The sequence below is a fragment of the Streptomyces sp. NPDC088810 genome (genome assembly GCF_044750305.1).
In the GTDB taxonomy this organism is placed as follows: domain Bacteria; phylum Actinomycetota; class Actinomycetes; order Streptomycetales; family Streptomycetaceae; genus Streptomyces.
On the sequence record NZ_JBIVJQ010000008.1, the window covers coordinates 181,003 to 193,479 of the forward strand.

General features: G+C 71.6%; 13 protein-coding genes. 9 read left to right on the top strand and 4 right to left on the bottom strand.

The features are described 5' to 3' along the window. Window positions 1-94: 94 nt before the first annotated feature. From argH to ACIP4Y_RS25160, 5 genes are all read left to right on the top strand, one after another. On the top strand, window positions 95-1,525 hold the full coding sequence (argH, locus tag ACIP4Y_RS25140; RefSeq protein ID WP_358643373.1) for an argininosuccinate lyase: 1,431 nt from the start codon (window positions 95-97) through the stop codon (window positions 1,523-1,525). Between the two features lie 210 nt (window positions 1,526-1,735). Beyond that, window positions 1,736-2,572, top strand: a complete 837-nt coding sequence (locus tag ACIP4Y_RS25145) for an alpha/beta fold hydrolase (RefSeq protein WP_401397449.1) — start codon at window positions 1,736-1,738, stop codon at window positions 2,570-2,572. Between the two features lie 60 nt (window positions 2,573-2,632). Continuing rightward, on the top strand, window positions 2,633-3,604 hold the full coding sequence (locus ACIP4Y_RS25150; RefSeq protein WP_401397452.1) for an aldo/keto reductase: 972 nt from the start codon (window positions 2,633-2,635) through the stop codon (window positions 3,602-3,604). Between the two features lie 85 nt (window positions 3,605-3,689). Next, window positions 3,690-4,241 carry a helix-turn-helix domain-containing protein gene (locus ACIP4Y_RS25155; protein WP_358643367.1) on the top strand — a complete coding sequence of 184 codons (552 nt, stop codon included), beginning with the start codon at window positions 3,690-3,692 and terminating at the stop codon, window positions 4,239-4,241. Continuing rightward, entirely contained in the window at window positions 4,238-5,761 is a 1,524-nt protein-coding gene (locus tag ACIP4Y_RS25160; RefSeq protein WP_401397456.1) for an MFS transporter, read from the top strand. The genes ACIP4Y_RS25155 and ACIP4Y_RS25160 overlap by 4 nt, the downstream gene beginning before the upstream one ends. A 32-nt stretch (window positions 5,762-5,793) precedes the next feature. On the opposite strand, the gene ACIP4Y_RS25165 is transcribed toward ACIP4Y_RS25160, so the two are convergent. Continuing rightward, entirely contained in the window at window positions 5,794-7,422 is a 1,629-nt protein-coding gene (locus tag ACIP4Y_RS25165; protein WP_401397459.1) for a multicopper oxidase family protein, read from the bottom strand. A 124-nt stretch (window positions 7,423-7,546) separates the two neighbouring features. Next, window positions 7,547-8,218, bottom strand: coding sequence for a lysophospholipid acyltransferase family protein (locus ACIP4Y_RS25170; protein WP_401397462.1), 672 nt, complete (start codon window positions 8,216-8,218; stop codon window positions 7,547-7,549). Between the two features lie 345 nt (window positions 8,219-8,563). Between ACIP4Y_RS25170 and ACIP4Y_RS25175 the strand changes: the two genes are divergently transcribed. From ACIP4Y_RS25175 to ACIP4Y_RS25185, 3 genes are all read left to right on the top strand, one after another. Next, entirely contained in the window at window positions 8,564-9,739 is a 1,176-nt protein-coding gene (locus tag ACIP4Y_RS25175; protein ID WP_401397465.1) for a glycerophosphodiester phosphodiesterase, read from the top strand. A gap of 91 nt (window positions 9,740-9,830) precedes the next feature. After that, the gene (locus ACIP4Y_RS25180) at window positions 9,831-10,337 is read left to right on the top strand and encodes a sigma-70 family RNA polymerase sigma factor (protein ID WP_401397468.1); all 507 of its coding nucleotides are present in this window, start codon (window positions 9,831-9,833) and stop codon (window positions 10,335-10,337) included. Window positions 10,338-10,382: 45 nt separating this feature from the next. Next, window positions 10,383-10,880, top strand: a complete 498-nt coding sequence (locus ACIP4Y_RS25185; protein WP_401397471.1) for a GNAT family N-acetyltransferase — start codon at window positions 10,383-10,385, stop codon at window positions 10,878-10,880. Window positions 10,881-10,897: 17 nt separating this feature from the next. On the opposite strand, the gene ACIP4Y_RS25190 is transcribed toward ACIP4Y_RS25185, so the two are convergent. Continuing rightward, window positions 10,898-11,317 carry a hypothetical protein gene (locus ACIP4Y_RS25190; RefSeq protein WP_358643356.1) on the bottom strand — a complete coding sequence of 140 codons (420 nt, stop codon included), beginning with the start codon at window positions 11,315-11,317 and terminating at the stop codon, window positions 10,898-10,900. 1 nt (window position 11,318) lies between these two features. Then, entirely contained in the window at window positions 11,319-11,678 is a 360-nt protein-coding gene (locus ACIP4Y_RS25195; RefSeq protein WP_358643354.1) for a hypothetical protein, read from the bottom strand. 69 nt (window positions 11,679-11,747) lie between these two features. On the opposite strand from ACIP4Y_RS25195, the gene ACIP4Y_RS25200 reads away from it, so the two are divergent. After that, the gene (locus ACIP4Y_RS25200) at window positions 11,748-12,398 is read left to right on the top strand and encodes an HAD family hydrolase (protein WP_401397475.1); all 651 of its coding nucleotides are present in this window, start codon (window positions 11,748-11,750) and stop codon (window positions 12,396-12,398) included. The last annotated feature ends 79 nt before the right edge of the window (window positions 12,399-12,477 follow it).

Here is a 12,477-nt window from a genome sequence, read left to right on the forward strand (position 1 = left end):
GCATCAGCCTGACAGCCGCCTCCTCGCCTGGAAGGGTGGGGAGGCGGTGGCACATCAAGAGCCTGTACATCGACAGCTTCGAGGAGCAACGCAAGTGAGCAGCAACAGCGGGGACGTACGGCTCTGGGGCGGCCGTTTCGCCGACGGTCCGGCCGAGGCCCTGGCGAAGCTGTCCGCGTCCGTCCACTTCGACTGGCGGCTCGCGCCCTACGACATCGCCGGCTCGCGTGCCCACGCGCGCGTGCTGCACAAGGCGGGCCTGCTCACCGAGGACGAGCTGACGCGCATGATCGCGGGCCTCGACCAGCTCGAAGCCGATGTCGCCGACGGCTCCTTCGTGGGCACGATCGCCGACGAGGACGTGCACACCGCCCTGGAGCGGGGCCTGCTGGAGCGCCTCGGCCCCGACCTCGGCGGCAAGCTCCGCGCGGGCCGGTCCCGCAACGACCAGGTCGCCACCCTGTTCCGGATGTACCTGCGTGACCACGCCCGGATCGTCGGCGGTCTGATCGCCGACCTCCAGGACGCCCTGATCGGCCTGGCCGAGGCCCACCCGGACGTGGCGATGCCCGGCCGCACCCACCTCCAGCACGCCCAGCCGGTGCTCTTCGCCCACCACGTGCTCGCCCACGTCCAGTCCCTGTCCCGGGACGCCGAGCGGCTGCGCCAGTGGGACGAGCGGACGGCCGTGTCGCCGTACGGCTCCGGCGCCCTCGCCGGCTCCTCCCTGGGCCTGGACCCGGAGGCGGTGGCCGAGGACCTCGGCTTCGAGCACGGCAGCGTCGGCAACTCCATCGACGGCACGGCCTCCCGGGACTTCGTCGCCGAGTTCGCCTTCATCACGGCGATGATCGGCGTGAACCTGTCCCGGATCGCCGAGGAGATCATCCTCTGGAACACGAAGGAGTTCTCCTTCGTGACCCTGCACGACGCGTTCTCCACGGGCTCGTCGATCATGCCGCAGAAGAAGAACCCGGACATCGCCGAGCTGGCCCGGGGCAAGAGCGGGCGTCTCATCGGCAACCTCACCGGCCTGCTCGCCACCCTCAAGGCCCTGCCGCTCGCCTACAACCGCGACCTCCAGGAGGACAAGGAGCCGGTCTTCGACTCCTGCGACCAGCTGGAGGTGCTGCTCCCCGCCTTCACCGGCATGGTCGCCACCCTCACCGTCCACCGTGAGCGCATGGAGGAACTGGCCCCGGCCGGCTTCTCGCTCGCCACCGACATCGCCGAGTGGCTGGTCAAGCAGGGCGTGCCGTTCCGCGTGGCGCACGAGGTCGCGGGGGAGTGCGTCAAGGTCGCCGAGGCCGAGGGCAAGGAGCTGGACGACCTCACGGACGAGCAGTTCGCGAAGATCTCCGCCCACCTCACGCCCGAGGTCCGCTCGGTCCTCAACGTCCCCGGCGCCCTCGCCTCCCGCAACGGGCGGGGCGGGACGGCCCCCAGTGCCGTCGCCGTCCAGTTGGCCGAGGTCAAGGCGGACGTGGCGGCCCAGCACGCGTGGGCGGACGCCAAGAAGGCGTAGCTTCCCGCCGCTGAGCGAAGGGCCCGGACCTGTGTCCGGGCCCTTGGTGCTGTCCGGGCCCGGTTCGCGGACTCGATAACAGACGGGTTTCAGCCACTGGCCGAAACCTTGACGTCCCGCTACCCGGAAGTAACCATTCCGGTAATCCGCGTTCGGCAATGCCGAACACCGGTCGATGTGAGTCGCCGGCACCAGCATGAAAGGGACGTCATGCGCGCACCCCGCACCCGACGCACCGGACGAACCGCCCGTCTCCTCGCCGCCGCAGCGACGGCCGCGCTGTGCGCGCTCGCCCCGGCGGCCCCCGCCTCCGCCGCCGACACCCCGCCGCCCGGCGCCAACGACTGGTCCTGCAAGCCGGACGCGGCACATCCGCAACCGGTCGTGCTGGTGAACGGCACCTTCAAGACTTCGTACGAGAACTGGCTGACCCTCTCGCCCGCGCTCGCGCACGCCGGGTACTGCGTCTTCTCCTTCGAGTACGGCGACCTGGAGACGGCCCCGATCCCGGACTCGGCGGCCCAGCTGCGCGACTTCGTGAACGCCGTGCTCGGCGCGACCGGCACCAGGAAGGTCGACATCGTCGGCCACAGCCAGGGCGGCATGATGCCCCGCTACTACGTCAAGTTCCTCGGCGGCGCCGCCAAGGTCGACGACCTCGTCGGGATCGTGCCTTCCAACCACGGCACCTCCAACCCGCTCGCGATCGCCGCCGGTGCCACCGTCTGCCCCTCCTGCGTCGACCAGACCGCCGGCTCGGACTTCCTCCAGCGCCTCGACTCCGACCCCGAGGCCCCGGCCGGCCCCGACTACACGGCTGTCGCCACCCGGTACGACGAGGTCGTGGTCCCGTACACCAGCGCCTTTCTCGACGGGCCGGACTCCTACGTCACCGACGTGCTGCTCCAGGACCGCTGCCCGCTCGACACCACCGAGCACGACCAGGCGCCCAAGTCGCCGCTGGTCGAGCAGTGGGTGCTGAACGCCCTCGGACGCAAGGGACCGGCCGACCCCGCCTTCGTGCCGCGCTGCGTCGGCACGGGCTGAACCCCGGGCGCCTGGGTAGATTGGTGCAAGATCCTCCGCTCATCGTGCAGGGAGCCCGCCATGCCGTTCAGCCGCCTGGCCACCGCGACCACCCCCACCGCCCACCTGGGACTCGGTCTCGCGGCCGTCGGCCGCCCGGGCTACATCACCCTCGACCGTGACACGGACCTCGGTGCGGACCGCAGTGTGGACGCGCTGCGCACCCGTACCCACGAACTCCTCGACGCGGCCTACGCGCAGGGCGTCCGCTACTTCGACGTCGCCCGGTCCTACGGCCGTTCGGAGGAGTTCCTCGCCGACTGGCTGAACGCCCGCCCGGACATCGGCGACGCGGTGGTCGGCAGCAAGTGGGGCTACACCTACACCGCCGGCTGGTCCACCGACGCCGAGCAGCACGAGGTCAAGGACCACAGCCTCGCCACCTACGCACGGCAGCGCGCCGAGACCGACGCCCTGCTCGGCGACCGGCTCGACCTCTACCAGATCCACTCGGTGACCCCGGACAGCCCGGCCCTCACCGACAAGGACCTCCACGCCAGGCTGGCGGAAGCCGCCGCCGAGGGCCTCACCATCGGCTTCTCCACCAGCGGCCCCGCCCAGGCCGACGCGATCCGCGCCGCGCTCGCCGTCACGGTCGACGGCGAGCCCCTCTTCCGTACCGTCCAGTCGACGTACAACGTCCTGGAGCCCTCCGCCGGCCCCGCGCTCGCCGAGGCGCACGACGCCGGGCTCACCGTGATCGTCAAGGAGGGCATGGCCAACGGCCGGCTGGCCGCGCCGCACGCCCCGGACGCGCTGCGGGCCGTGGCCGCCGCGACCGGGCTCGGCTGCGACGCGGTCGCCCTCGCCTGGATCCTGCGCCGGCCCTGGGTCGGGGTCGTCCTCTCCGGTGCCGCGACCGTCCCCCAGCTCGTCTCCAACCTCCACGCCCCCGCCGTCGACCTCGACGCGGACCAGATGACCCGCCTCGCGACGCTCGCGGAGGACCCGCGCGCCTACTGGGAGCGGCGCGGACAGCTGCCCTGGCACTGACGCATCACCCCCGCCCGACCAGCGGGAATGAGTCACGCATGCCTTTCGTGAGACATTAATGTCTCAAGTGGGCTATTCTTGTCTCATGGCTCTCGACCGTGACCACGTGCTGCGCAGCGCAGCCGCCCTGCTGACCCGGAAATCCACCGCGACCATGGACGAGGTCGCCAAGGCCGCCGGAATCAGCCGGGCCACGCTGCACCGGCACTTCGCCGGCCGGGACGCGCTCGTCCGGGCGCTGGAGCAGCTCGGCATCGCGGAGTGCGAGGCGGCGCTGGACCGGGCCCGGCCGGAGGAGGGGGCCGCCGCCGAGGCCGTACGCCGGCTGGTGCGCGAGATCCAGCCGGCCGCCGGACTGCTCGCGTTCCTCTACGGCGAGAACCAGCTGTGGGAGGGCGACCGGCAGCACGAGGGCTGGCAGCGCCTGGACACCCGGATCGGCGCCCTGTTCCAGCGCGGACAGCGCGACGGCGCGTTCCGCATCGACCTCAGTCCGGTCTGGCTCACCGAGGCCCTGTACGGGCTGATCGCCTCGTGCGCCTGGGCCACCCTGGACGGCCGCGTGGCCTCCCGGGACTTCCCGACCATGATCGCCGAGCTGTTGCTCGGCGGCGCTCTGCGAAGAGAGGAACCATGACCAGCACCCTGCAGCCGGCACAGGCGACCGAGGCGGTGAAGCGCCCGGGCCGCTGGCTCGCGCTGTCCGTCCTCGTCCTGGCCGTGCTGCTGGTGGCCGTCGACGCCACCGTCCTCGGCCTGGCGACCCCCTACATCAGCGAAGACCTCCACCCCTCCGGCACCCAGCTGCTGTGGATCGGCGACGTCTACTCCTTCGTCATCGCCGGTCTGCTCGTCTCCATGGGCAGCCTCGGCGACCGCATCGGCCGCAAGCGGATCCTGCTCGGCGGCGCCACGGCGTTCGGCGCGCTGTCCGTGCTCAACGCCTACGCGACGACACCCGAACTGATGATCATGGCCCGGGCGCTGCTCGGCGTCGCCGGCGCGACCCTGATGCCGGCCACCCTGGCCCTGATCCGCAACATCTTCCACGACGCGCGCGAGCGCAGCCTCGCCGTCGGCGTCTGGGGCGCCACCGCCTCCGCCGGTACGGCCGTCGGCCCGATCGCCGGCGGATTACTCCTGGAGCACTTCTGGTGGGGCTCGGTCTTCCTGATCAACCTGCCGGTGATGGCCGTCCTGGTCCTGGTCGGCATCCGCACCCTGCCCGAGTCCCGCAACCCCCGTCCGGGCCCGTGGGACCTGAGCAGCGCCCTGCTGTCGCTGGTCGGCATGATCGCCCTGGTCTACGCCGTCAAGGAGGCCGCCACCCACGGCGTCACCGGGACGAGCCTGGGCACCGGCCTGCTGGGCGCGGCGGCCCTGTACGGCTTCGTCCGCCGCCAGCTCACCATGCCGGTCCCGCTGCTGGACATGCGGCTGTTCCGGCGCCGCGGTTTCAGTGGAGCGGTCCTCGCCGACCTGCTGACCGTCCTCGGCATGTCCGGCCTGGTGTTCTTCCTCTCCCAGTACCTGCAACTCGTGCAGGGGCGACGCCCGTTCGAGGCGGGCCTGGCCGAACTGCCCGCGGCGGTGGGCGCGGTCGCGGCCGGCCTCGTCGCGGGCCGCGCCGCCCGGCGGTTCTCGGTCCGTACGGTGGTCTCGGGCGGCCTGGCCGCGGTCGGCATCGCCCTGGCCGCCCTGACCACGCTCGGCCAGTCCACCGGCTACCCGGTCCTCGGCGCCGCCCTGCTGGTCGTGGGCGTCGGCGCGGGCTTCTCCTTCACGGTCACCGCCGACGTCATCCTCTCCAGCGTCCCCAAGGACGAGGCGGGCGCGGCCTCGGCGGTCTCCGAGACGGCGTACGAACTGGGCGCCGCCCTGGGCATCGCCCTCCTCGGCTCCATCGTGACGGGCGTCTACCGCGGCTTCACGGGCCCGGCCGGCACCCCGGCCGGTACCCACGAGTCCCTGGGCGCGGCGGTGGAGACCGCGGCGGACCTGCCCCCGCACCAGGCGGAGGCCCTCCTCACCGCGGCCCGGGACTCCTTCGTCCACGGCCTCCACCTTGCGTCGGCAGCAGGCTCGGCAGTCCTCCTGGCGGCAGCGGCGGTGTCCTGGCTCCTCCTGAAGAACCAGAAACTGGACAGCGCAGGCTGAGGCGATCCCGGTGAAGGGGACCACCCCGCACCTCAGCGCTTGTAGCCCAGCACCGTCATCATCCCGCTCTCCGAGTGGTACTGGTTGTGACAGTGCAGCATCCACAACCCCGGATTGTCCGCATCGAAGTCGATCACCAGCTTCCGGTGCGGCAGCACGAGCGCGGTGTCCTTGCGCGCCCCCACGGAGTCGATACCGGCCAGCGAGAACGTGTGCCCGTGCAGATGCATCGGGTGCCACATGTCCGTGGCGTTGATGAGCGTCAGCCGCACCCGCTCACCCGCGCGGACCGCGTGCCGCTGCGCCACGGAGTACTGCTTGTGGTCGAACCCCCAGTCGAACTTCTCCATGGTCCCGGTGATCCTGATGCGCATCTCGCGGTCGGGGTGACGGTCCGCCAGGGCCACGGAGTCGTCGGGCAGGAGGCGGCGCGCCGGGACGGTGTTGCCGTCCAGCTCGTCCGGGCGGACGTCGGCCGGCGGCAGCTTCTTGCCCCCCTTGGCGGTGCTCAGCACGGCGAGGGCCCTGCCCTTCTTGCCCTCGGGCAGGGCGACCAGGGGGAAGACCCCGTCCTTGGCGGTGACGAGGACGTCGTAGCGTTCCGCCATGCCGACGAGCAGGGCGTCGGTCTGCTTGTGCTTCACCGGGTAGCCGTCGGTGTGGGTGACGGTCATCGTGTGGTCGCCCAGCGCGACCCGGAAGGCGGTCTCGGAACCGGCGTTGATGATGCGCAGGCGTACCCGGTCGCCGGGACGGCAGCGGAACACCGACGGGTTGCCGGGCAGCCGCCCGTTGATCAGGTAGTGCGGGTAGGCGACGCTGCCGCCCTCCCCGTGGAGCATGCGGCTGTGGGACGAGTGCAGCACCCGGTCGGGGCCCGTGGACTTCCGGTGCGGTGACGGGTGCGCGGTCGCCTTGTGGCCGGGACCCGGGCTGTCGTGGCCGGGACCCATGGCCATCTTCCCCATGTCCATGGCCCCGCCGGGCTTGAGCTGCTCCAGGACGCCTTCGGGGGTGGAGCCCTCCACGCCGTCCAGCCAGTCGTCGATGACGAGGAGCCACTCCTTGTCGTAGGAGAGGGGTTCCCTGGGGTCGTCGACGATGAGCGGTGCGTACAGGGCCCGGTCGGGCTGCATCCCCACGTGGGAGTGCAGCAGGTACGTTCCCGGGTGCTTCACCACGAAGTGGTAGCGGAAGTCGTCCCCCGAGGCGATGGCCCGCTGGGTCAGGTCCGGCACGCCGTCCATGTCGCAGCGCAGCCGCACCCCGTGGGAGTGCAGCGTGGTCGTGGCGGGCAGCCGGTTGGCGAGCGTGAGGTCGAGTACGTCGCCGGCCGTGACCCGCACCAGCGGACCCGGCACCTCCTCGTTGTACGCCCAGGTGCGGACCGCCCGCCCGCCCAGGTCCAGCTTGGCTTCGGCGGCGGTGAACCGGAAGGTGCGGACGTGGCCGGCCCCCCGTTTCCGCTCGGCCGCCAGGACCTCCGGATCCGACGGGTTGACGTACCCCCGGGGCCCGGGCGGGACGAACTTCCCCGCTTCGCTCGCGCGTTGGGGGCCGGAACTGGGCTCGGACCCGGAACTGGTGCAGGCTGCCAGGAATCCAGCGGCGGCGGCGGCGATCGGGGTACGGAGCAGAGTACGCCGAGAAGGTTTGTACATGTCTGAATCAGACATGTTGTGTGGTGATACGGCCGCGTTCATACGGCCGAATGCCCGATGTGTCGGCGGCAGATTCCACCTGCAGGCGGACGGACGCCGGACGGCGCCGGTCCGTCGGACGGCCCTAGGCGGCCTTCGCCTTGGTGGCGTACATGTCGACGTACTCCTGACCGGACAGGCGCATGACCTCGGCCATGACGGAGTCCGTCACCGCCCGCAGCACATAGCGGTCCCGGTCCATGCCCTCGTACCGCGAGAACTCCATGGCCTCGCCGAACCGGACGGTGACCCGGCCCGGCCGCGGGATGCCCCGGCCCCCCGGCTGCAGCTTGTCCGTACCGATCATGGCGAACGGCACCACCGGCGCACCGGTCATCAGGGTCAGGCGGGCGATACCGGTACGGCCCCGGTACAGACGCCCGTCGGGGGACCGGGTGCCCTCGGGGTAGATCCCGAAGATCTTGCCCTCCTCCAGGATCCTTCGGCCCGTCATCAGCGCGGCCACGCCGCCGCTCGCCCCGTCCCGGTCCACCGGGATCATGCCGACGCCGGTGAAGAACCATGCCATCAGCCGGCCCTTGAACCCCTTGCCGGTGACGTACTCGTCCTTGCCGATGAAGCACACCTGCCGCTTGGTGACCAGCGGCAGCACGATGGAGTCGATGAACGTGAGGTGATTACCGGCCAGAATCACCGGGCCGTCACCCGGGATGTGCTCCACGCCTTCCACCTGTGGGCGGAACATCAGGCGCATGATCGGTCCGAGCACTGCCTTGATGAGCGCGAAGCGGGACAACGGGTCCTCCGATGTCAAAGAGGGCGATATGAGTCTGTGCAGGTGAGGACATTACTCGTGGCGCCGGGCCGCGCGCACATCGGGGACGCCCGGTTCACCGAGGCCTTACGAAGTGTTGACACGGGTTTACCTGCGGTGGCGTCCGGAGGACGGCGCGTAACACCCTTGCGGCGGTGTGACGGACATCGCTCGGACCGTGCGCCGGCGCCCGACGAACCGTCACCTTCCGCCGTTCGCAGGACACCCGACCGCACCCGGGTGTTCGAACGAGGGCCTCCCGTCGGCCATGTGTACGACCCTACGATCGGGCCGCACCGACGAACGAACGCGGCAGGAGGGCGCTCCATGGACAGCGACCAGGCGAACGGGCAGGCGCAGGCAACGGGACGGCGGGCGCTGCTCGGCGCCGCGGTGCTCGGCGCGGGCGGAGCGGTCCTCGGACTGCCCGGCGCGGCCCGGGCCGCCGGGACCCGGACGGCCGGACACGGCGGACGCGGGCTGAAGAGCCTGCCGGTGCCGACGATCATCGGCCACCGGGGCGCCAGCGGCTACCGCCCCGAGCACACCTTCGGCTCGTACGACCTGGCCCTGGACCTCGGCGCCGACGTGGTCGAGGCGGGTGACCTGGTGCCCACCAGGGACGGCCACCTGGTCTGCCGGCACGAGCCGGAGATCGGCGGCACGACGGACGTCGCCTCCCGCCCGGAGTTCGCCGACCGGAAGACCACCAAGGTCGTGGACGGCGTCTCCACCACCGGCTGGTTCACCGAGGACTTCACGCTCGCCGAGCTGAAGACGCTGCGCGCCGTCGAGCGCATCCCGGCCAACCGTCCGCACAACACCCTCTACAACGGCCGCTGGGAGATCCCCACCTTCGAAGAGGTCCTCAGGTGGCAGGACGAGCAGACCCGCAAGCGCGGCCGGCAGGTCTGGATCTACCCGGAGACCAAGCACCCCACCTACTTCCGCAAGCTGGGCCTCGGCCTGGAGGAGCGGGTGGCGAAGCTGCTGCGCACATACGGCAAGGACGGCCGCAACTCCCCGGTCATCCTGCAGTCCTTCGAGCCCACCAGCATCCAGCGGCTGAACCGGCTGGTCGACAACCCGCTCGTCGTCCTGCTCTCCTCGGCCGACAGCCGCCCCTACGACTTCGTCGAGGCCAAGGACCCGCGGACGGTGGCCGACCTCATCACGCCCGAGGGGCTGCGCGAGATCGCCGGCTACGCCCAGGGCATCGGCCCCACCCTGGACCTGGTCATCCCCAGGAAGGCGGACGGCACCCTGGCCGAGCCGACCACACTGGTCGCCGACGCCCACAAGGCCGGCCTCGTCCTGCACCCGTACACGATGCGCAACGAGAACCCCTTCCTGCCGGCCGAGTACCGCAAGGGCAGCGCGGCCGACGCCTACGGCGACGTCTTCGGCGCCTTCAAGCGGTACTTCGCCACCGGTATCGACGGCGTCTTCACCGACAACGCCGACACCGGGCTGCTCGCCCGCGCCGACTTCCTGAAGGGCTGACGGCGTCAACCACCGCACCCCCGCGCACCCGTTCGGGGTGACTGCGCGCCGCCCCGGCAACCCCCCGCCGGGGCGGCTCGTCGTTCCGCATATGACGCACGACCTGGTAGCCGCCCTGCACCCCCTGCTCGCCGCCGAGGCCTCCGCCGAGGCATATGCCGCCGGAAGCGAGCCGGGTGATCTGGAGCAGGCCGTCTGGCTGCGGCTCCTGGAGCGGCTGGAGACCGACGGGCCGCCGCTCGACCCCGAGGGCTGGCTGCGCAGGGCCGTCCGCGCCGAGGCCCGCCGCAGCCGCCGCACCACCCGCCTGGAACGGCCGTACGAGGGTGAGCCGGCCGACGACCTCCGCCCCGGACCCGAACAGCACGTCCTGACCGCTGCCCGGTACCGCGCGCTGCGGGACGCGGTCCGCAGGCTGCCCGGCCGCTGCCCCCGCCTCCTGGAGGCGCTGCTCTCGCCGAAGGACCTGACATACCGGGAGATCGCGGGGGAGTTGGGTATCTCACAGGGCAGTCTCGGCCCGGAACGCTCCAGATGTCTCGGATGTCTGCGCCGATTGCTCGCCCCGGAGGTTGCGGCCTGCGAAGCGCGGGGATAGGAGTAGGCGACGACAGATGATCAGGTGAGCGGGAGGCGTGCGCACATGGGCATGAGCGTGACCATCTCGGTGGCGACCGAGCAGGACGCGGAGCAGATCTTCCGGCTCCAGTACCTGTGCTTCCAGAGCGAGGCGGCGCTGTACGGCAACTACCGCATCGACCCGCTCGTGCAGACCCTGGACTCCGTCCGTCAGGAGGTCGCCGCCGACTGCGTCTTCGTCGCCCGGCTCGGCGAGGAGGTGGTCGGCTCGGTGCGCGGCAAGGTCACCGAGGACGGCGCGGCGGCCATCGGCAAGCTCTGCGTCCACCCCCGCCTCCAGGGCCACGGCATCGGCGCGCGACTGCTGCGCGCGGCGGAAACGGCGCTGGAGTCGGAGCGCGGCGCCAAGAGGTTCCGCCTCTTCACCGGCCACCGCAGCGAGGGCAACCTGCGCCTGTACCGCCGGGTCGGCTACCAGACGGTGGGCCGGGCCAAGGGTGACGACGGGGTGGAGATGATCATCCTGGAGAAGCAGGCGGGGGCCTTCGTCCAGACGGCGTGACGGGAAGCGCCCCCTCCTCAGGAACCCTTCTGTGCGCGCGCCTTCCGCAACCAGTACACCGCGGAAACGGGCAACAGGACCGGAATGAAGATGTACCCGGCCCCGTAGTACGACCACACGGTCGCGTCCGGGAACGCCGACCGGTCGACCAGGGTCCACGTACCGACGAGAAGGACACCCGCGAGCTCGGCGGCGCAGCACACCAACGCCGCCCGCCGGGCCGTCTCCCCGCCACGGATCAGCGAGTAGGTGATGAACGCGTACACCAGGCCCGCCACCGCCGACAGGGAGTACGCGAGCGGCGCCCGGTCGAACTCCGTGGCGATCTGGTACGCCGAGCGCGACACCGCGCCGACCACCATCACGCCGTAGAACCAGACCAGCAACATGCCCGGACCGCTGATCAGCCGGGCCGGCTTCTCCTCCACCGCGGTCACCTCAGCCTCCCCAGATGTCGTAGAGCCGTACTTCCAGGACGGCCAGCACCACTGCGCCGGCGGCGACCGTCACCGAGCCCCAGCGGGTCCGCTCGGCCAGCGACATCAGGCCCGCCGCCGGCACGCACGCGAACGCCCCCAGCAGATACGCCACGAAGATCGTCGTGCCCTGCTCCGGCTTCTCGCCCCGCGCCAGCTGCACGATCCCGATCACCAGCTGGACGACGGCCAGCAGCGACACCACGGCCATGCCGATGAAGTGCCAGTCCTTCGTCGGCTGGTCGCGGTACGCGGCCCAGCCGCACCACGCGGCGAGCAACAGCGCGGCGACCCCGGTCACCAGCGTCAGGACGTTGAGCATGCCGCGACCTTATTACGGCGCAAACGGGCCGGGGCCGCCGCCCCCGCCGTACGCCGTAGGGTCTAGACCATGACGATCCACGCGCACGCCCTCCTGTTCGACAACGACGGCACCCTGGTCTCCTCCCTCGACTCCGTCGAGCGCTGCTGGTCCCGCTGGGCCCGGGAGTACGGGATCACGGCCGAGGAGTTCGCCCGCGTGGAGCTGCACGGACGGACGGCGGTCGAGATCGTCGGCGACCTGCTGCCCGCCCGCCTGGTGCCGGAGGCGGTGGCCCGGGTCGAGCAGCTGGAGGTCGAGGACGTACCGAACGGCGGTGTCCGCCTGCTGCCCGGGACCCGCGCGTTCCTGGACCTCCTGCCGGCCGACCGCTGGGCCGTGGTCACCTCCGCCACCCGGCGCCTGGCCGAGGCCCGGCTGGGCGCCGTCGGGATCTCCCCGAAGGCCCTGGTCTCGGCCGACGACGTCACCCGCGGCAAGCCCGACCCCGAGCCCTATCTGCTCGCCGCCCGGCAGCTCGGCGTGGACCCCGCCCACTGCGTGGTCTTCGAGGATGCCCCCGCCGGACTGCGGGCGGGCCGCGCGGCCGGCATGACCACCGTGGCGTTGGCCACAACCCACCGGGCGGAGCAACTGGACGCCGACCTGGTGGTGCGGGACCTGTCGGCCTTGTCGGCACTGGCCACCGACGGGGGAGTGGAGATCACCGCCCGCGGCTGAGCGGCGGACCGGTCCTGTCCGCCGCTGTCCACCATGCGGACAGCGGCGGCCGGTCAGGACCGTCCGTCTGGTTTACTGA

Bases quoted from the DNA above. Each gene is read 5' to 3' on its own strand.
- ACIP4Y_RS25145 (WP_401397449.1), top strand. From the start codon at position 1,736: ATGCGCGCACCCCGCACCCGACGCACCGGACGAACCGCCCGTCTCCTC.
- ACIP4Y_RS25150 (WP_401397452.1), top strand. From the start codon at position 2,633: ATGCCGTTCAGCCGCCTGGCCACCGCGACCACCCCCACCGCCCACCTG.
- ACIP4Y_RS25155 (WP_358643367.1), top strand. From the start codon at position 3,690: ATGGCTCTCGACCGTGACCACGTGCTGCGCAGCGCAGCCGCCCTGCTG.
- ACIP4Y_RS25160 (WP_401397456.1), top strand. From the start codon at position 4,238: ATGACCAGCACCCTGCAGCCGGCACAGGCGACCGAGGCGGTGAAGCGC.
- ACIP4Y_RS25165 (WP_401397459.1), bottom strand. From the start codon at position 7,422: ATGTACAAACCTTCTCGGCGTACTCTGCTCCGTACCCCGATCGCCGCC.
- ACIP4Y_RS25175 (WP_401397465.1), top strand. From the start codon at position 8,564: ATGGACAGCGACCAGGCGAACGGGCAGGCGCAGGCAACGGGACGGCGG.
- ACIP4Y_RS25180 (WP_401397468.1), top strand. From the start codon at position 9,831: ATGACGCACGACCTGGTAGCCGCCCTGCACCCCCTGCTCGCCGCCGAG.
- ACIP4Y_RS25185 (WP_401397471.1), top strand. From the start codon at position 10,383: ATGGGCATGAGCGTGACCATCTCGGTGGCGACCGAGCAGGACGCGGAG.
- ACIP4Y_RS25195 (WP_358643354.1), bottom strand. From the start codon at position 11,678: ATGCTCAACGTCCTGACGCTGGTGACCGGGGTCGCCGCGCTGTTGCTC.
- ACIP4Y_RS25200 (WP_401397475.1), top strand. From the start codon at position 11,748: ATGACGATCCACGCGCACGCCCTCCTGTTCGACAACGACGGCACCCTG.